Here is an 18,386-nt window from a genome sequence, read left to right as displayed (position 1 = left end):
CTCAGATCGATACTGCGGATCTCTCCGCCTGCCAACGCCTTTTGCGTCCTATGAAGAGTCTGGTCCCGCTGTGTTTCGCCCACGGAGGATTTAGATTGCGCGTTTGTTACAACAACCTCTAGGAAGTAAATGGTGCATATCTGGCTTGTTACGGTTATGTTTCATCACTCTTGCAAGCAACCCTCATACGAAAGCGCAAGGACCCCGGCCCCATGACGTCCAGACCCCCTGTGAGCGGCGCCACGTCGCGGATTCCCGGCCTGCGGCGGTCGGGGCAGGACAAGCTGCCGCGCGACATCAAGGTGATGCTGGCCGCGGCGTTCCTGATTGCCCTCGGATTCGGGCTTGTTGCGCCTGTGTTGCCACAATTCGCCACAACCTTCGGCGTCGGAAACACCGAGGCTGCGGTGATCGTGGCAATCTTCGCCCTGATGCGCCTGGTCTTCGCTCCGGCCGGAGGCGCTCTGATTGGCCGATGGGGTGAACGGCCGGTCTACGTGGCGGGACTACTGATCGTGGCAGGGTCCACTGCGGCGTGCGCCTTTGCGCAGGGCTATTGGCAACTGCTGCTGTTCCGGGGGCTTGGCGGCATCGGCTCAGTCATGTTTACCGTGGCATCCATGGCACTGGTGATCCGCCTGGCACCTCCGGAAAGCCGCGGCCGGGTGTCCGGCGCCTACGCCTCGGCGTTCCTGGTGGGGAACGTCTGCGGCCCTATCGTCGGAGGCCTGCTCGCAGGCTTCGGGCTGCGGGTGCCCTTCCTCGCGTACGCCGCGGCCCTGGTTGTCGCGGCCGCCGTCGTCCAAACACAGCTCAGCCATGAGCGCAGGGAGGCCGGCCAGGGGCAGGCGCGGAATCCTGACATGCGCCTGGCAGACGCCCTCCGCGACGGCGTCTACCGGTCCTCGCTGGTGTCCAGTTTTGCGAACGGGTGGGCGACGTTCGGCGTCAGGATGGCAACGGTTCCGCTGTTTGCCGTCGCGGCCCTCGGTGCAGGCCCAGAGGCTGCAGGGCTTGCGCTGGCGGTATTTGCCGCGGGCAACGCAGCGGCCCTGACTTTCTCCGGCCGCCTGGCCGATTCCCTGGGGCGCAAACCCATGATGGTGACAGGCCTGCTCGTCACCGGCCTGGCCACTGCAGCCATTGGCTTGACGCATGAACTGGGCTGGTTCCTGGTGGCCTCCACGCTGGCTGGCATTGGTTCCGGGCTGCTGGGACCCGCGCAGCAGGCTGCGGTGGCCGACGTCATCGGAAACGGCCGCTCCGGGGGAAAGGTCCTGGCCATCTACCAGATGACGGCGGATATCGGCGCCATTGCGGGTCCAATCCTGGCCGGAGTGCTCGCCGACCGGCTGGGCTACGGCTGGGCTTTCGGCGTCACGGGTGCTGTCCTCGTCGTGGCCGCGGCAAGCTGGTCCGTAACGCGCGAACCGCTTAAACGCGTTGAGGGGTGAGATCCCGCCGCAATAGCCCGGGCTATGCGGCAGGATCTCACCCCTCAAGTGAAGTAGGAGTCAGTTCAGCAGGGCGTCGACAAATCCCTCGGCCTCGAAGGGGGCGAGGTCGTCCGCCCCCTCGCCAAGACCGATGAGCTTGACGGGAACACCGAGCGATTTCTGGATGGCGACGACAATCCCGCCCTTGGCGGTGCCGTCCAGCTTGGTCAGGACGATACCGGTGATGTTGACCACCTCGGAAAAGACGCGGGCCTGGTTGAGCCCGTTCTGGCCGGTGGTGGCATCCAGGACGAGCAGCACCTCGTCAACCTCGGCGAGCTTTTCAATGACGCGCTTGACCTTGCCGAGTTCGTCCATCAGGCCGACCTTGTTCTGCAGGCGGCCGGCGGTGTCGATCATGACGACGTCGACTTCCTGGTCGATGCCTGCCTTGACCGCCTCATAGGCGACAGACGCCGGATCCGCACCGTCGACGTCGGACTTCACCGTGGGAACTCCCACGCGCTGGCCCCAGGTGGCCAGCTGCTCCGCGGCCGCTGCACGGAAGGTGTCTGCTGCGCCCAAGAGCACGTCTTTGTCTTCCGCGACGAGCACGCGCGCGAGCTTGCCTACGGTGGTGGTTTTGCCCACGCCGTTGACGCCAACCACCATCACGACGGCGGGCTTGTCGGCGTGCCTGGTGGTGTTCAGGCTGCGGTCCATAGTGGGATCGACCAGTTTGATGAGTTCTTCGCGGAGCAGCGCCTTGACCTGATCGGGGGTCCGGGTGCCGAGGACCTTGACGCGTTCCCGCAGGGCATCCACGAGCTGCATGGTGGGTTCGGTTCCCAGGTCTGCCAGAAGGAGGGTTTCCTCAACTTCGTCCCAGACATCCTCGTCAATCTTATCGCTGGAGAGCAGTGCCAGCAGGCCCTTCCCCAGGATGTTGTTCGACCGGACAAGGCGCTCGCGCAGGCGGGTCAGGCGGCCAGCAACAGGAAGGGGGGTCTCGACCTGGATGGTTTCAAGGCCCGCCACGGTGTCGGGGACCTCAGTGGTTTCCAGCCCGTCAAGGTCGACGCCGGCGGGGGCCTTTCGGTCAGCAGGGACCGCAGGTGCGTCCTCAACGAGTGTTCCGCCGGTTCCTTTCAGCGTCTCGGGATCGTTGGCGTCGCGCGTCCCCGGGTACTGGGTGATGTTCTTCCGCGTCTTCAACAGGACCGGGATCAGCCCGCCAACAACCGCCAGGGCAGCAACAATGGACAGAATAATGGGAAGGATGTCATTCACTCCCCTAGCTTCTCACACGCGTTTGACCCCGATGTCACACACGTGTGGCCGGACATCGGGGCAGTTACACCTCGGCGCCCAGGCGCTGGCTGATGACGGTGGAGACGCCGTCGCCCCGCATCGTGACGCCGTACAGGGCATCAGCCACTTCCATGGTCCGCTTTTGGTGCGTGATCACGATCAGCTGGCTGGACTCGCGGAGTTCCTCGAAGATGGTGATGAGCCGGCCCAGGTTGGTGTCGTCGAGGGCGGCCTCCACCTCGTCCATCACGTAGAAGGGCGAGGGACGGGCCTTGAAGATCGCCACCAGCAGGGCCACAGCCGTCAGGGACCGTTCTCCGCCCGAAAGCAGGGATAGCCGCTTAATCTTCTTGCCGGCCGGGCGTGCCTCCACCTCGATGCCGGTGGTGAGCATGTCCGAGGGATCCGTCAGGACAAGACGGCCCTCGCCGCCGGGAAAGAGCCTGGCAAAGACGCGGATGAACTGCGCCTGGGTGTCTTCGAAGGCCTCAGCGAAGACACGTTGGACGCGGTCGTCCACTTCCTTGATGATATCCAGCAGGTCCTTGCGGCTGGATTTGAGGTCCTCCAGCTGGGTGCTGAGGAACTGGTGCCGTTCTTCCAGCGCCGCGAATTCCTCAAGAGCCAGCGGGTTGACCTTGCCGAGGGCGGACAGATCCCGTTCGGCCTTCCGGAGCCGCTTCTCCTGCTCCTCCCGGACGTAGGGTTTACCTTCAAGGACCGGGGCGCCGTTATCATCCACCGGCGCCCTGAGGGCGGCCCATTTGTCCTGGTTTTCGTCCGCCGGGACGGGCACAGGAACGTCCGGGCCGAAGTCCGCCACCAGCAGGTCCGGGGTGATGCCGAGTTCCTCGATGGAACGGGTTTCGAGGGCCTCGATCCGCGCCCGCTGCTGGGCCCGGGCCAGCTCGTCGCGGTGGACCGAGTCCGTCAGTTCCGCCAGTTCGCTGGTGAAGGCATCGTTGGCGGTCCTGATCTCCAGCAGGGCACGGTCCCGTTGCTCGCGGTTCTCCTCGGCGAGGTCGCGTTCCTGCCGGGCCTGCTCCACCGATACGTCGATATAGCGCAGGGCAAGCTCCACACCGGACTGCACCGCGGCCGCACGCCGGGCCTGGATACGGCGGCGGCGTGCCCGTTCGGCGGCTTCCTCGCGCGCCCTGCGTTCAGTGGCCGCGGCCCGCTCAAGCGACGCGGCCCGGTTGCGGGTGGCCATCAGTTGCTCTTCCGCGCTGCGGAGCGACAGCCGGGCTTCCATTTCCGCGGACCGTGCCTGAGACGCTGCCACGGCCAAGGCATCGCGTTGTTCGGTGGAGGGTTCCTCTTCGGCCGGTGCCTGCTGCGCGGCGGCCAGGCGTTCAGTGATGGCTGCGAGCGCTTGTTCCTCAATGGCCACGTTGGCCTCGGCTTTCGCGAGCGACGCTGCCAGCCTGTCGCTCTCCCCCACGGCGCTGCGCAGGACGGAGTTCAAGTGGCCCAGCCGCTCAGCGACAGCCGCAAGCCGGGCGTCTGATTCGTGCAGCCGGTCCAGGGCGGCCTCGGCCCGGACCTGGGCTTCGGCGCGCCGGGCTTGGGCGCCCGCCAGCGCGAACCGGTTCCGCTCCAGGTCGGCAGTGACCACACTAAGCCTGGTCTCGGCGTCGTCGACGGCGGCCTGGACCTCGAGCAGGGACGGCGCCTTCGCCGAGCCGCCGGTCACAGTCAGCGCAGTGAAGACGTCCCCGGCCCGGGTCACCGCCGTCAGCTCAGGCCGCTCAGCAACCAGTTGGCCGGCACCATTGAGGTCTTCAACCACCGCCACGCGGGCGAGGAGCGCCATCACGGCAGGGCGGCTGCCTTCCGCGGCGGATACGAGGTCAACGGCCCAGCGCGCACCCTCCGGCAGTGTCCCGGTGGCGGGAACCCCTGCGTCCGGCAGGGCAGGAACTGACGCGAGCAGCAGGGAGGCGCGCCCGCCGTCGTCATCCCTGAGGAACTGCACCACGGCGGCAGCCACGGCGGGGTCTTGGACCACAACCGCTTCGGAGGCGTCGCCGAGTGCCGCCGCTATCGCTGTCTCGTAGCCGGGGCTGATGGTGATGTCCGCAGCCAGGGTGCCCACGAGGCCGTCCAACCCGGAGTCGAGTGCGCGCGCCGTGCCGTCCTTGCGGTTGAGTCCGAGCTGGAGTGCATCCCGGCGGGCTACGAGTGCGTCGCGTTCGCGTACAGCCTCCCCCTCGGCCGCGGCCAGGCCGGCGATCTCTTCGTTCACCGCGTCCAGTTCGGCAGCGGCGTCCTCGTAGTCGGCGTCGAGGCTTTCCTCGCCTTCCTCGACCCCCGCCACCTGGGTCTCCAAAGCGGTGAACTCGGTCTGGGCCTTGCGACGGCGCTCCTGCCCGGCGGCGAGTGACTCGCGAAGCCTGCCAAGTTCAGCCTGGGCGGACTCCACCCTTGACCGTGCGGCGCCTACCTGGCCGGCAAGCCGCGCCAGGCCCTCCCGCCGGTCCGCGGCGGCGCGAAGGACGGCCGTCAGCCGTTTCTCCTCGGCGGCCGCGGCGGTTTCCGCGTCGGATTTGGCGGCCGTCGCTGCTTCCAGGGCATTGCGCCTGTCCAGGAGGTGGCGATCGAGTTCCGCCAGCTCGTCCCGGACTCGGGCAGCCTGCCGTTCGAGTTGTTCGGGATCCCTTCCCGAGTACGGTTCAGCGTCCACCGCGCCAAGCAACCGACCGCGTTCCTGGGCCAACGAACCGAGGGAGCGGAGGCGCTCCCTCGCTGCGGACAGCCGATACCAGGTATCGCGCGCAGCATTGAGCAGCGGTGTTGCTTCCGCGGCGAGCTGTTCCATGGCGGCCTGTTTCCTTCGCCCGGACTCCAGCTCCTGTTCCACCACGGCACGGCGTGCTTTCAGGGCTTCCTCATCCGCCACGTCCTGATCGAGGGTTGCCTGCTGGCGGACGAGGTCGTCTGCCAGGAGCCGAGCACGCGCGTCCCGGACGTCGAACTGGACGCGCTGGGCCCGGCGCGCGACGTCGGCCTGCTTGCCCAGCGGCGTGAGTTGCCGCCGGATTTCACCGGTGAGGTCGGTCAGGCGCTGGAGGTTGGCTTGCATGGCCTCGAGCTTGCGGACGGTCTTTTCCTTGCGGCGGCGGTGTTTCAGGATTCCGGCGGCCTCCTCAATGAAGCCGCGGCGGTCCTCAGGGGTGGCGTGGAGGACCTTGTCCAGCTGCCCCTGGCCCACGATGACGTGCATTTCCCGGCCGAGACCGGAGTCGGAAAGCAGTTCCTGGATATCGAGCAGGCGGCAGCTGGCACCGTTGATGGCGTACTCAGATCCCCCGGTACGGAAGAGCGTCCGCGAGATGGTGACCTCGCTGTACTCAATCGGCAACGCCCCGTCAGCGTTGTCAATGGTCAGGGAGACATGGGCCCGGCCCAGCGGAGGCCGCCCTGAGGTTCCCGCGAAGATGACGTCTTCCATTTTGCCGCCGCGCAGCGTCTTAGCCCCCTGTTCCCCCATGACCCAGGAGAGGGCGTCCACAACATTGGACTTTCCGGAACCGTTCGGTCCCACCACTGCCGTGACACCGGGTTCAAAATCGAAGGTCGTGGCGGACGCGAACGACTTGAACCCCCGGACAGTAAGGCTTTTGAGGTGCAAGGTGTTTCTGGTCTCCTGAGTGGCTGAAGCGGCTGCTTTGCTGTCCCCAAATCTACTGCGTCACTGCGGGTTTCCTCGGATTTGCGGCAGTTGTCCTGCCGTGATGCGGCCGGCTGAGACGTCTGGTTGCGGGCCCCGAGCTACCAGCGCCCGTTCCGCGGTCGCGGCTGGCACACCGGGCAAGTGTAGGACGACCGGTTCATGAACTGCTCGCGTCGGATCGGCGAATTAAGTCCGACGGCGGCACACCGCCCACAGGGCTGGCCTTCCCTCCCATAGGCATTCAGGGAGCGGTCAAAGTAGCCGGCCTAGGACAGTATGTAACGTTGACGTGGATCATGGTGTCCCAGTTCGTCCAAGGCTGGCGCGAGAGCCGTGAAATCAAGGGAGCTCGGACGTTCGGCGTGTTAGGGCCCGATAGAAGGGCCGACTATTCGACGAATGTTGAAGGTGACGAGTAAGGACGAGGCCTAGTTCACAAACCGGCAGGACAAAGGGCGACCTCTCCTATTCTGGGCGGTTACGACGTCGCTCGTGCTCTCCCTGGCCTTGGTCTGTCTGGCCGTAATGCTGTTCCGCCGCAAGGAACTGTAGATGTTCCTTTGCAGGAGTGATCAATACCTTCATCGGTAAGTCTCCTGTCAGGTGAGGTAGCGATGGTGAACGCCCAAACCCCGCGAGAAGCAGGCAGCGGTCAAAGGGGCCCGGGTCCGCCGTCCGCCCGGCGTTCTGGCTGCCGCCCGGTCACGTCCCGTATGCGGAGGCCGCTAAGGAACCAGCTGGCTCCTGCGACCATCAGCAGGAAGCCAGCGACGCCGATGACCGCAAGCTGTGTGATGATTCCGGCGATGACCAAGGCGAAGCCGGCCAGAACGGCCAGGACACCGTAGATAGTACGAGGGGAATCCGGGTTCCGGCCCGATTGCAGCTGCCGGTCCAGACCCGGGTCGGATAGGGCCAGTTCCTGTTCGAGCTTTTCAAGGCGCTTGCGCTCTTCATCTGACAGAGCCATGACCGCTTCCCGCCCTCCTGCGTTCAACCGTGAGCGGGAGGAATGCAATGTCCCGGCGCGTTCCGACAGGATCGGTCCAGGAGCCCAGGCCGAACAACCGGGCTGTACCGGCGGCGGGGCTGATGACGCCCAGGAGAATCCTCAGCGTGGTGGATTTGCCTGCACTGTAGGGGCCCAGAAAATCGTGGAGTTCACCGCCGGCGACTCTCGGGTAAGGGCTGCACGGTGCACGTGTCCTGCCGAAATCTTGGACAAGGCCGAGAGTTTCAACGACAGGTTGTGGTGGTGCAGTCATGAGCCGTCCGCTCCTCAGGTCGGACCGCTTATGGCTCGATGAGCCCGGTGCGGATGGCGAACCTTGTGAGGTCCAGCCGGTCGCGCAACCCGAGTTTCTGCAGGACGTTGGCCCGGTGGCGATCGACGGTCTTTATGCTGATCCTGAGGATGTCGGCGATCTCCTTGGCGGAGTTCCCCTCTGCGATGAGCTTCGTAATCTGCTCCTCGCGGGGCGTGAGGATACTGTCCGGCATCCGGTCGCCACGGCGGTCGCGCTCCAGATAGTCGCGGATGAGCGCGGTGACCGCGCCGGGGTAGAGGAACGACTCCCCGCGCATCGCTGCACGGCAGGCCTCGATGAGGTCGCGGTCGGCGACCGACTTGAGCACATAACCCGAGGCCCCGGCGCGAAGCGCCTCGAAGAAGTACTGCTCATTGTCGTACATCGACAGGATGAGGATCCGCACGTCGGGTGCGCTTCGCGCTATCTGCCGCGCCGCTTGGATGCCGGTCATCTGGGGCATGGCGATGTCGAGAACAGCGAGGTCCACCCCGCCCGCTGTCGCGGCGGTGACGGCCTCGGTGCCGTCGGCAGCCTCTGCCACGACGGTGAGGTCGGGTTCGGCGTCGAGGATCAGGCGAAGGCCGCGGCGGACCAGGGCGTGGTCGTCTGCGAGCAGGATGCGCGTGGGTCCGCCCATCGGATCAGCTCCCCGCCGCGACGCCGGGAACGACGAGGCAAACATCGGTCCCCCCGCTCTGCCGAGCGGCGACCGTCAGCTCGGCACCAATGAGCAGGGCACGTTCGCGCATCCCGCGGATGCCCGCGCCCTCGCGGAGGTCACCGCCCTGCCCGTCGTCGCGAATCCGCAGGGTCAGCCCCTTCGTCGTCGAGGTGAGCGCGAAATCGACTCGTGTTGCGTGCGCGTGCCGGGCGACATTGGTGAGCGCCTCCTGCGCGACGCGGTAAAGCACGAGCTCGACGTCCCCGCTGAGCTCGGGGAGGTCGTCATCGAGCTCCCAACTCACGGGGATCCCGCTCGAGCGCGAGAACTCCGAGCCCAGCGAACTCAGCGCGCTCCGCAGGCCGAGGTCCGCGAGCACGCCCGGGCGCAGACGCTGCGCCACCTGGCGGACCTCCTCCAGGCTCGCGCGGACCGCCTCCTGCGCGACGAGGCTCTCCTCGCGCAGATCGTCGGGAGACCGGTCGACGACCCGCTTGAGACTAAGGAGGGCGACGGTCAGGCTCTGGCCGATCTGGTCGTGCAGTTCCCGCGAGATCCGCTGACGTTCGCCCTCCTGCGCGGCCAGCGCGAGGGCGCTGCTCGCACTGTTCTCCGCCTCCAGCCGGTCAAGCATCTCATTGAAGGTGCGGATGAGATGCCCAAGGTCGCCGTTGCCGGCTTCGATCGCCCGGTCGCCACCGCGTCGCAGCAGGCCCACCCGGCGCATCACGGTCGTCAGCGCGTCGAGCGGCGCGAGGCTGGCCCGCACCAGGGCTGCGTTCGCGGCGAGGATGAGAGCCAGACCAATGAGGAGGACCGGTACCTCGGTGAGCAGGACGGGCGAGGACACCGTCGCCGGCGAGAGTGCCAATACGAGCGTGCCGATCGCGAAGAGCAGTCCGTTGATGATGAACAGTCGCCAGAACAGCAACTGTGCCGGTCCTTTCGGAGGCACGCCGAGTGCCGTTCCGGCGGCCCTGGTTTCGAGCGGAGTCCGCATGCGTACTAGCCTTGCGCGGCCCGCGTCCTTTGTCCATGAGGGCTGGCACCCACGGGCGGCGGAGTCCCGGGCCCACGGCGCACCGAAAATGGGTGTCAGCCCCAATGGCACCTCTTTACCCGCGAGGGGAGACTGGATTTATCCCTAGAACCGACGGAACGGAGGGCCCAATGGAGATCACCCACTCCACCGTGCCCGGCTCCGGCGTGCTGCACGACTGCCAGACCCGCGACGGCCAGCAATTCCGGATCCTCGTCGCGCGTCCCGGCGGACGCGAAATCTTCGTTTACGACCCGGCGGACCCTGATCGGGTCGTGGCAAGGATCGTGCTCGAGGAGGACGAGGCCGATCAGGTCGCCGAGCTCCTGCACAGCCAGCCGATCACCGATCGATTAGCCGAACTCGAACGCCGGGTCGCCCAGATCGCGGGGAGCGGGCGATGACGATTGTGGACCCGCGCGTGTCGTTGACTCACACCGGAGCCTCGGTTGGTAGATGCGAATGGGCTGGCCCGGCAGACTGAAAAGCCAGGTACTCGCAGGATCATTCCGGGAGAGGACCCGATGGAGCACCTCAGCCGATTTGCCCGCGAATTTCTTAAGGCGCTCAGGAACCTTCTCCCCATCGTTATCGTGGTTGTTCTGTTCCAACTGCTGGTGTTCCGTTCCATGCCCGATGATCCCTTGGAGCTGGTGGCGGGGCTCCTGATTGTGGCGGTGGGTATCGCCTTGTTCCTGTTTGGCCTGGACCTGAGTATCTTCCCGGTGGGTAAAAACCTGGCTAACCAGTTTGTCCGGCGCGGGGCGTTGGGGCTGCTGCTGCCGTTTGGGTTTGCCATTGGCTTTGCCGCCTCTATTGCGGAGCCGGCGGTGATCGCTGTCGCGCAGCAGGCCCAGCTGGTCAGCGAGGGCAGGATTAATGCGCTGGTGCTGCGCTTTGTTATCGCTGTGTCGGTGGGGCTTGTCCTGGTCCTGGGTGTCCTGCGGGTTTTGCGGGGCTGGGCGGTGTACAAGCTGCTGATCGCCGGTTACGCCGTGGCGCTGGGCCTCAGCTTCGTGGCCCCGGCCGAGATCATCGGCCTTGCCTACGATTCCGGCGGCGTTACGACGAACATCGTGAGCGTCCCGCTGATTGCCGCGATAGGCCTTGGCCTGGCCAACTCCATCCGGGGACGCAGCCTGCTGGCAGACGGCTTTGGTCTGGTGGCGCTGTGCGTGATGGTTCCCATGATCGGGGTCCAGCTGTATGGGATCTGGGTTTACACCTTCGGCGACGCCGGGGCGATTCCGGGCCCTTTACCGGGAGAGGACCCAGGTGACTGGGTGGTTGGCATGATCCTGGGCCTGGCTGAGATGGTCCGGGAGGTCCTGCCTATTGTGGCCGTTGTCCTCTTCTTCCAATGGGTCGCCCTGCGGCGCAGGCTGCCCCACCCGTTGCGGGTCGTGGTCGGGTTCATCATGGTCCTGGTGGGACTGTATGCCTTTGTCGTGGGACTCAAACTCGGGCTGTTCCCGCTCGGGACCCTGATGGCGGAGCAACTGATCGAGCAGGGAGCCCCGGCCCTGATCCTGCTCTTCGCGCTGCTGATTGGCTTTGCGGTCACCATGGCCGAGCCAGCCCTCGTGGCCATCGGAGAGCAGGCGCAGGAGGCGTCGCCGGGGAAGATCAGCGCGTTCGCGGTCAGGGTCATTGTCGCCGTGGGCGTCGCGCTCGGGATCGGTTTCGGCGTTTACCGGATTCTGGTGGGAGGGCCGTTCCACTACTTCATCATGGCCGCCTACGCGGTCGCTATTGTGCTGGTGTTTTTCGCCCCGAAGTACATCATTGCCTTGGCCTTTGACCTCGGTGGGGTGACGACGTCGGAGGTCACCGTGCCACTGGTCACCGCACTTGGCATCGGCCTGGCAACAGCGGTCGAAGGACGCGACCCGCTGATTGACGGCTTCGGACTTATTGCCTACGCGTCCATCTTCCCCGTGATATCCGTCATGGCGTATGCCATGGTGATGGAAAGATTTCCCCGGCTTCGGAAGGAAGCGCCGTGAAATTCACCGCCATCGTCGTTATAGCCCCCGACGAGCTTGAAGACAAGGTGATTGAACACGCCCAGCAGGCCGGGGCCACGGGTGTGACCATTTTGCCGGGCAAGGGCATCGGGGGCGAATCCAGGAAGACGTTCTTCGGATTGACCTTTGAAGGCACGCAGTCTGTACTGCTGATGGTGGTGGGAAAACACCTGACCGCGCCGATCCTCAAGGAACTGCACCAGGTTTTAGTCAAGGGAACCGAGTCACGCGGCCTGGCCTTCGCGATCCCGATCGAGCACCTGACCGGGATCGACATGCGCCAGGTGGTCAGGTTCGAGGAGCATCTGCGCCGCGAGGACACCTGAAGCCGGACCGGGCTCGTTACGAGGAGGAAAGAAATGCTCACTGTCAAAGATGTCATGGTCCCCGAGGTCGTCACGATCTCGCCATACAGCACGCTGCGGGAGGCGCTGTCCATGATGAAGGAACGCCAGGTGAAGAGCCTGGTGGTGGAGCGGCAGCACGCCCATGACGCCTACGGCATGCTGAGCTACAGGGAACTCCTGGACACGGTCGTGGCGCAGGAGGGAGATGTGGACCTCCTGAATGTCTATGACGCCGCCACGATCCCTGCGATCACCGTGAACGAGCAGCTGTCCGTCCGCCAGGCAGCGGCTCTGATGAGCCGTTATCACCTCAGCCGGCTCGTGGTGGTGGAGGGCAACCAGCTCGTCGGGCTGCTCGCCATGAATGACATCCTCGCCCGGCTCATGGAGGAACTAACCTGACATTCACCCGGCTGCGCTGACCACGACGTCGGCGAAGGACATTGTCTTGTCGGGACTACTCGAGGACGGACCGAATGGACCAGAACTCACCGGACTCCCGCCCCCGCTTCTTCCTGCTCGGAGGGGAAAGTTCTTCTGAGTTGCTGCGCATCGGTTCCATCCTGCGCAAAGAGACTGTCGGTGGCGCGCTGCTCGTGGCAGCTGCGATCATCGCGCTCATCTGGGCAAACTCCCCGCTCTCCGCCGGTTACTTCCAGCTGAGGGATATCCGGGTCGGATACGGGCCGTGGTATCTGGAGCTCAGCCTGGGCGAGTGGGCGTCGGACGGTCTGCTGGCCATCTTCTTTTTCCTCGTCGGCCTTGAACTTAAACGGGAGTTCCTGATCGGGGATCTGCGCGAGCCCAGCAAGTCTGTCGTGCCGGTTGCCGCTGCCGCCGGTGGGGTCGCTGTTCCCGCCATCATCTACTCCGTGATCAACCTGGCCAGTCCCGAAACGCTGAGGGGGTGGGCGATTCCGACGGCGACGGACATAGCCTTTGCCGTCGCTGTTCTGGCCCTGATCGGTTCGCACCTGCCGGGTGCGTTGCGGATTTTCCTCCTGACACTCGCAGTTGTTGATGACCTGATCGCAATTGGCATCATCGCGTTCTTCTACTCGCAGGACATTCGTCCGGAACCGCTGCTGCTGGTGCTGCTCGCCTTGGGTTCCTACACCTTTCTTGCACACAGGTACCGGCGGTTCTTCAGTACAGGGGCAGCGGCCTGGCTGATCCTGCTTCCCTTGGGCGCTGCCGCCTGGGTGCTGGTCCACAATTCAGGGATTCACGCGACTGTTGCAGGAGTCATGCTGGGCTTCGCTGTCCCGCTCGCTCACTCCAAGGGCGGACCGCAGCCGGGTGGGGGGTTGGTCGAGATCCTGGAGCACCGGCTCCGCCCCGTTTCAGCTGGTATCGCCGTGCCGGTGTTTGCCTTCTTTTCCGCCGGTGTACAGGTGGGCGGCAGGGACGGAATCGGCTCCTTGTTCTCGAACCCGGTGACCGTCGGGATCGTCATCGCCCTGGTCGTGGGCAAACCGGTCGGGATTCTCGGAACGGTCTGGCTCCTTACCAAGGCCACCAGGGTAAGACTGGACCGCTCCATCAAGTGGATCGATATTTTCGGGGTTTCGCTCCTCGGCGGGATCGGCTTCACCGTTTCCCTGCTGGTCGCGGAGCTCAGCTTCGGCCACGGCGGCGACTACAGTGACCAGGCGACGACAGGGGTCCTGGCGGCGTCCCTCATCGCCTCACTGCTGGCGGCCACGGTCCTGCTGCCCAGGAACCGGCACTACCGCCGGACCAACTCGCCCTGGCCTGCCAACGCAGTCAGCCCAGGCTCCGAAGAGTCTTCGCAATCGACGGCATGAACTCTCCGACGCAGCGCAGGTGTTTAGGTTCGTTGCCGCTTCCCAGACGGTCCTGGTCCGGTCTAGCAAACACCGTCGATGCGCTGCCAGAGACGTACAGGAATCTCGATCATCAGGGAGTCCATAGGTCCATGATCGTCGAGACACGTGGATAGCGGCGGTCGTCAGGAGCACTGTTGCTCCGCTCTCCCGGCCAAAATGAAGTCACTCAGGAAAACCGTCCTGGAGCTACGGGCGCGTGTCGATCGGAGCCCTATGCGGAACGGCAGCACTTTCCGAGATGTGGGCGTGGACGGCTACAGAGACGTCGTCAGCAAACGAGTGAACGCGACCGCCGTTAGGCTGAGACTATGATTTCCCGCTATCACCTCAAGTGCCCCGGCTGCGAGGAAGTGTTCATCGCGCGGCTGGGTGTAGAACCGACCAGCGGGACGCGCTTCTATCTCCCTTGTCCGCATTGCCGTCTGCCGATCCGAGGCTCCATGTCGGGCACTGAACTTGAAAACCACCGGATCGACATCGAATGCGACGTGTTGAACGGCTCCGACCCAGAGCTTCCCGGCACGCCCGTCGTGACCATCAACCCGTTCGTGCCGTCGCTCTACGAAGCCGACTCCTTTGCTCCGACCGGGGCCTTCCCAACGATGACCCTGGTTCAGATCCTCGGCGATGACGTCTTCACCAAGTTCGAGTCCGAACGGCATACTGCGCTCGAGGCAGGCCGGGCCATGTGGCCCCACGTCCGCATGTTGTTTCAGTACTACCTCCAGGGCAACACCCAGATGTTTTCTCGCATCGCGAAGCAGAAGTTCGGGCTTGACTGGGACCCGAGCACGAGCCATGAGCGGACGAGTGTCGCTTACCAGGCCCTTGGAACGGCCACGACGATGATCACGGGGAGCACTGGGACCACCAGCGAGAGAGTGATCGGCCGCTTCTCACGGAAGCACACCGCAGCGATGAACCGGCACAGGGACCACCTCCTGGCCTTTCGGCGTCGGGGTCAAGCGGCGGCCGCGCTGGAGCGAGATCTTTTCACTGAGCTCAACCGTTTCGTCGAGCAGCACGAGTCCTGGGAGATGGGGCTCCTCGGCAGATTCGTCGGGCCGGAAGAGAAGGTCGCCTTCGACGAACTGGTGCTCTACCGAGACGAGTTCTCGACGGTGAGGGACCTGTATCAACATGGATTCGAGCTAGCCTGCAAGTGCCTCTGGCCGCTCGTTGCGGCTCAGAACACGGTGAAGCGCGGCAGCCCCGATGACTTCGGCGAGGATCACCCCGATAGCGTGCCCGTGAAGGATCGCCCCAGGAGCCTCGAGAAGTATGACACGCTGTCCAATGCGCGCAAGATCGCGTACGTCACTCAGGTTCCGGGCTGGGAATCATTCGCGGATCTGCTCAATAACCGCCGCCGCAATACGATCGGCCACGCGACAGCGCACCACGACCTCCAGACTGGCCTTGTAGTCAGCGACCATGATCCCTCCGGGATGACGTATCTCGAGTTCCTCAGCGAGACCCTTGGCGTTTTCGAAGCGCTTTCGACGCTCGCTCAGGTATTCAGAGCCAGCCGCGTCGCTTCCTCGCCGGAGTTCGGTCTTTCGGACTGATTGAGTTCCTTCATGGACGCCAGCTCCGGAAGGGACGAACAGGAGAAGCTCGCGCGGTCACTGCCTGCATCCGTGCTGGCTGCACGACCCCCGCAGACTGGGACGTCGGGACGGATCAGGTGAGGAACGCGGCCTTCCATCAGGGACGTCATCTCGAAATGATGATTGCAACCGCGGAAAGCAAAGAGCAGGCGATCTTTCCGGCAGTCCTGCCGGTAGGATGTCGGCGAAGGCCCCAATGACCACGGCGATGCCGAAAGCGAGCACCGCACGCGTCTTGCCGCGTAACGTCCAACCCGCGAACCTGCTGACGGCGGCCACGATCCCGCCGACGAAGATTGCCCTGAAGGGGCCTAAAGTCGATCCGTAGAGGCCCCCAATGGCACCAAGGGGACGGCGACACCCAAACCGAAGGGGCCAACACCGAGCTGCTTTCGACGGTCGTGACCGATCGAGCCCATGGCCCCACTGCTCGCGCCGACGGCCGGAGCTTCACGACCAAGACTCCTAGAGGCCCTCCCGGCCTCCGCCCAAAGGCCGACAGGAGCTACACCTTCAAATTCGATGAGCCTCATTGATTCCCCGCGATCGTCGGAAATGTGAGAATGCGGTTAGCACTAATGGCCGCGGCCCGGACAGCAGACGACAGACGGCTGACCGCCGAACAACGAGGAGGGCGATTGTTCAGTCAACCAGCACCAGAAAATCCGGGCCAGCGGTCTCTTCATGATCTACGGCCAGATATTGACGAGCCGAGCGACTTCGAGTGGGACCAGCGCACCCGAGGAGCCTCCTCGTCTGGTCCTCGCGTGAATTCCCACTTCGGAGACGTGAAAGAACCTCTTGTCGATTTCATCCGCGGCTCCGAAGCCGTGGTCGGATGTGTTGCATGGCTGACCGATCTGGAGGTCCTGGACGAGCTCGCCAAGATCGACGGGGCCCTGGTCGTCCAGAAGGAAGACTTTCTCCGGCCCGACCTGGGCACCAAGGGTGACGACTGGAAAGACCGGTTGCACCACCGGTATGAAAACATTGACAACCCGTGGATGCGCTGGTGGTTCCCGGAACCCCTCAAGAGCATGTCGACGTTGAGGCTGAGCGGGATCGAAGGCGTTCGTTGCGTCGGCAACCACAATTCGGAGCGGAAGGCGGCCAGCCCGCGCATGCACCACAAATTCTTGGTCCGTCTCCGCCCGACGGCAGTTCCGGGTGACGTTGTGGAGGGCTTGGAGATGGCTGACTCCATCGCTCTCGAGGCCGAGAGCGTCTGGACGGGTTCCTTCAACTTCACCAGGAACGCCAGCTTCTCGTTCGAGAATGCCGTGGTGATCCACGACGCAGCCATCGCCCATTCGTACTTCGAGGAGTTCAGCCGCGTCGCTTCTTTGAGCGAGCCCCTTGACTGGACTTCAAGGTGGGTTGAACCTGAGTGGCGTCTGGGCACGTAGCAGGTAACGCACGATATCCTGCAGAGCCTTGCACGGCGCGACCCCCTAAGTCATGGTTCAGGCGCTGGCTCCTTCGATCGACACTACACGCACCGAAACACTTCGCTCTTCGAGCGACGCCGCCTGCCTGACCAAGTTAACCTTTGTGAAAGTGAAAAGGGTTTCCGCAGTCACCGGTTTCCCCTCACCCCGATGCATGGCCAGCACGACCCTCGAGGGCTTCGACCCCAGCCCATCAGCGTTACCGCCAAGGGCCTTGATTCTGCTTCGCAGCTTCTCCCTCGCCTGAGCATCGTTGCACAGAGCGTCCGCGGACACGAGCGCCTGGGCCAGGAGATGACTCGCGGCAGCGGACTTCTCGGTCTTCTTCACATGGATCAGCGTCGCGTCCGGAAGATATACGTCGCACGCTTCGATCCCTCGGCGGTGCAGGTCAGTGGTGATGAGCTTCCGATCGAGGCAGACCCCTCCCAGCGCGGCGGCCAGAGCCTTGTTGTACGCTTCCTCGTCATCGGCAACGTGCCATTCCGGGAAATCCAGATCATCTACCGGGCGATCGAAGAGCTCTTTGGTCATCCGGTTGATGTTCTCGACGTAGTCGTGGTGGATCTGATACCAGGAGCCGTCGTAGAGCGCGTAGGTCCGGCCGTCGAGATCGCCCTCGAACGCGACCCACCGCCTGAGAGGGATCGCCTGGCTGATCGGCTGCTCCCCTTCCGCGTCACGGCACAGCTGTATGGACGCGGAGTCCAGACGCGCCAGGCGCTTCCCGGCAGGAAGCTCATCCAGCGCTGCTCGTATCTCCGACCACTCTGGGTGCCCCGGACGAACACCATTCCGCCCGCGTGACCACAACCCAGTAGGGACCCACGAGTCCGGTGTGCCGTTCTCGTCCACCCTTTCGTGAGGCCACGCCAGTCCGACGTTACCGCCTGTGCCGTCAAGGGCGCTCGAAAGGAGCCCGTCTAGCCGCTCTCTCGTTTCAGGGTTCTTCACCGCCGCCAGCTGCTCGAGGATTTTGAGGGACGGGAGGGGGTCAGCCGCGAGCAGCTCCTCCAGCACATCCAGATCCGCGAGCACCTCCTCAGCAGTGAGGCCCAGCGGGACGTTGAGTGCGTCCGATCCCCGGATCTGTAGGGGTTCGCCGGCAGATCGGGAGAGGTTCGGCAAATCCGCGATCGCAACGATCCGGCTGACGGCCTCCCCGACATCACCGACGCCGAAGCCCAACAGACCATCGCCCTGCGGGATGGTTGCGCGCGACGTCCGCGAGCGCTCGTCCATCGTGGTGACTGTGAGGGAGCGCAGCTTACCGGGATCCGCTGCCCGGATCGCGATGCGCTGTCCAAACAGGTTGTCTATCCTGCTGGGCTCGAGCAGCTGGAAGCCCATCCCGTAGCTCAGTGCATAGGCGATGCCGCCTTCTGCCACTTGGTCCCCGCTCGGCCTCACCAACAGCACGCCCGCTGGCGTGACGCCGCCAATCTCGACGGTGTCTCCGGTGAGAGTCGTCACCGTCGAGCACCAATCCGCCCTGTCCTTGGACATGGCACCTGCTACGAGGTAGGCAGGTCGCTTTCCTACCTCGACGCTGTGGTGATCGAAGCCCTCCTGATCGAGGTACTTGCGGCGGATCGCATCCTCGAAGTCCGAGACTCCTGTCAAGCGGTAAATCGTGGTGCGTCTCCCCGACTGCTTTTTCTCGACCATCTT

The 18,386-nt window shown here is 64.5% G+C and carries 15 protein-coding genes and 1 pseudogene; 8 read left to right on the top strand and 8 right to left on the bottom strand.

The genetic code is table 11. The features are described 5' to 3' along the window. Positions 1-305: 305 nt before the first annotated feature. Positions 306-1,454 carry an MFS transporter gene (locus tag ACLKOZ_RS19430; protein ID WP_436477562.1) on the top strand — a complete coding sequence of 383 codons (1,149 nt, stop codon included), beginning with the start codon at positions 306-308 and terminating at the stop codon, positions 1,452-1,454. A 60-nt stretch (positions 1,455-1,514) separates the two neighbouring features. Here the strand turns inward: ACLKOZ_RS19430 and ftsY are convergent, their stop codons facing one another. The 7 genes and pseudogenes from ftsY to ACLKOZ_RS19395 form a co-directional block, all read right to left on the bottom strand. Next, positions 1,515-2,726, bottom strand: a complete 1,212-nt coding sequence (gene ftsY / locus ACLKOZ_RS19425; RefSeq protein WP_337352121.1) for a signal recognition particle-docking protein FtsY — start codon at positions 2,724-2,726, stop codon at positions 1,515-1,517. 64 nt (positions 2,727-2,790) lie between these two features. Beyond that, positions 2,791-6,381 carry a chromosome segregation protein SMC gene (smc, locus tag ACLKOZ_RS19420; protein WP_436477515.1) on the bottom strand — a complete coding sequence of 1,197 codons (3,591 nt, stop codon included), beginning with the start codon at positions 6,379-6,381 and terminating at the stop codon, positions 2,791-2,793. A gap of 140 nt (positions 6,382-6,521) precedes the next feature. Then, a pseudogene (locus ACLKOZ_RS19415) lies at positions 6,522-6,689 on the bottom strand (bifunctional DNA-formamidopyrimidine glycosylase/DNA-(apurinic or apyrimidinic site) lyase); the annotation flags it as partial. A 386-nt stretch (positions 6,690-7,075) separates the two neighbouring features. After that, entirely contained in the window at positions 7,076-7,393 is a 318-nt protein-coding gene (locus ACLKOZ_RS19410; RefSeq protein WP_436477513.1) for a DUF3040 domain-containing protein, read from the bottom strand. Next, a complete protein-coding gene (locus ACLKOZ_RS19405) occupies positions 7,377-7,688 on the bottom strand; it encodes a hypothetical protein (RefSeq protein WP_436477511.1) in 312 nt (103 codons plus the stop codon). Before ACLKOZ_RS19405 ends, ACLKOZ_RS19410 begins: the two co-directional genes overlap by 17 nt. Before the next feature lie 28 nt (positions 7,689-7,716). Then, positions 7,717-8,370 (bottom strand): response regulator, encoded by a 654-nt coding sequence (locus ACLKOZ_RS19400; RefSeq protein WP_436477510.1) that lies wholly within the window; start codon positions 8,368-8,370, stop codon positions 7,717-7,719. 4 nt (positions 8,371-8,374) lie between these two features. Continuing rightward, positions 8,375-9,394, bottom strand: a complete 1,020-nt coding sequence (locus tag ACLKOZ_RS19395) for a HAMP domain-containing sensor histidine kinase (RefSeq protein ID WP_347894638.1) — start codon at positions 9,392-9,394, stop codon at positions 8,375-8,377. A 170-nt stretch (positions 9,395-9,564) separates the two neighbouring features. On the opposite strand from ACLKOZ_RS19395, the gene ACLKOZ_RS19390 reads away from it, so the two are divergent. From ACLKOZ_RS19390 to ACLKOZ_RS19360, 7 genes are all read left to right on the top strand, one after another. Further along, positions 9,565-9,837, top strand: coding sequence for a hypothetical protein (locus ACLKOZ_RS19390; RefSeq protein WP_347894640.1), 273 nt, complete (start codon positions 9,565-9,567; stop codon positions 9,835-9,837). A 120-nt stretch (positions 9,838-9,957) separates the two neighbouring features. Then, positions 9,958-11,439 (top strand): DUF1538 domain-containing protein, encoded by a 1,482-nt coding sequence (locus ACLKOZ_RS19385; RefSeq protein WP_347894642.1) that lies wholly within the window; start codon positions 9,958-9,960, stop codon positions 11,437-11,439. Next, positions 11,436-11,786 (top strand): P-II family nitrogen regulator, encoded by a 351-nt coding sequence (locus tag ACLKOZ_RS19380; RefSeq protein ID WP_436477507.1) that lies wholly within the window; start codon positions 11,436-11,438, stop codon positions 11,784-11,786. The genes ACLKOZ_RS19385 and ACLKOZ_RS19380 overlap by 4 nt, the downstream gene beginning before the upstream one ends. 33 nt (positions 11,787-11,819) lie before the next feature. Beyond that, a complete protein-coding gene (locus tag ACLKOZ_RS19375; protein ID WP_214861468.1) occupies positions 11,820-12,209 on the top strand; it encodes a CBS domain-containing protein in 390 nt (129 codons plus the stop codon). Between the two features lie 74 nt (positions 12,210-12,283). Then, the gene (gene nhaA / locus ACLKOZ_RS19370; protein ID WP_436477504.1) at positions 12,284-13,615 is read left to right on the top strand and encodes a Na+/H+ antiporter NhaA; all 1,332 of its coding nucleotides are present in this window, start codon (positions 12,284-12,286) and stop codon (positions 13,613-13,615) included. A gap of 350 nt (positions 13,616-13,965) precedes the next feature. After that, entirely contained in the window at positions 13,966-15,225 is a 1,260-nt protein-coding gene (locus ACLKOZ_RS19365) for a hypothetical protein (protein WP_436477503.1), read from the top strand. 830 nt (positions 15,226-16,055) lie between these two features. Beyond that, positions 16,056-16,673: a phospholipase D-like domain-containing protein gene (locus tag ACLKOZ_RS19360; RefSeq protein WP_436477501.1), complete on the top strand. Its 618-nt coding sequence runs from the start codon at positions 16,056-16,058 to the stop codon at positions 16,671-16,673. A 57-nt stretch (positions 16,674-16,730) separates the two neighbouring features. Here the strand turns inward: ACLKOZ_RS19360 and ACLKOZ_RS19355 are convergent, their stop codons facing one another. Then, on the bottom strand, positions 16,731-18,383 hold the full coding sequence (locus ACLKOZ_RS19355; protein WP_436477500.1) for a DUF6119 family protein: 1,653 nt from the start codon (positions 18,381-18,383) through the stop codon (positions 16,731-16,733). Positions 18,384-18,386: the final 3 nt, after the last annotated feature.

Origin of the sequence: Arthrobacter sp. R4 (assembly GCF_051365025.1) — a bacterium.
Taxonomy (GTDB): Bacteria; Actinomycetota; Actinomycetes; order Actinomycetales; family Micrococcaceae; genus Arthrobacter.
This window is presented reverse-complemented; position numbering and strand designations above follow the sequence as displayed.

Bases quoted from the DNA above. Each gene is read 5' to 3' on its own strand.
- ACLKOZ_RS19430 (WP_436477562.1), top strand. From the start codon at position 306: ATGCTGGCCGCGGCGTTCCTGATTGCCCTCGGATTCGGGCTTGTTGCG.
- ACLKOZ_RS19410 (WP_436477513.1), bottom strand. From the start codon at position 7,393: ATGGCTCTGTCAGATGAAGAGCGCAAGCGCCTTGAAAAGCTCGAACAG.
- ACLKOZ_RS19405 (WP_436477511.1), bottom strand. From the start codon at position 7,688: ATGACTGCACCACCACAACCTGTCGTTGAAACTCTCGGCCTTGTCCAA.
- ACLKOZ_RS19400 (WP_436477510.1), bottom strand. From the start codon at position 8,370: ATGGGCGGACCCACGCGCATCCTGCTCGCAGACGACCACGCCCTGGTC.
- ACLKOZ_RS19395 (WP_347894638.1), bottom strand. From the start codon at position 9,394: ATGCGGACTCCGCTCGAAACCAGGGCCGCCGGAACGGCACTCGGCGTG.
- ACLKOZ_RS19390 (WP_347894640.1), top strand. From the start codon at position 9,565: ATGGAGATCACCCACTCCACCGTGCCCGGCTCCGGCGTGCTGCACGAC.
- ACLKOZ_RS19385 (WP_347894642.1), top strand. From the start codon at position 9,958: ATGGAGCACCTCAGCCGATTTGCCCGCGAATTTCTTAAGGCGCTCAGG.
- ACLKOZ_RS19375 (WP_214861468.1), top strand. From the start codon at position 11,820: ATGCTCACTGTCAAAGATGTCATGGTCCCCGAGGTCGTCACGATCTCG.
- nhaA (WP_436477504.1), top strand. From the start codon at position 12,284: ATGGACCAGAACTCACCGGACTCCCGCCCCCGCTTCTTCCTGCTCGGA.
- ACLKOZ_RS19365 (WP_436477503.1), top strand. From the start codon at position 13,966: ATGATTTCCCGCTATCACCTCAAGTGCCCCGGCTGCGAGGAAGTGTTC.
- ACLKOZ_RS19355 (WP_436477500.1), bottom strand. From the start codon at position 18,383: ATGGTCGAGAAAAAGCAGTCGGGGAGACGCACCACGATTTACCGCTTG.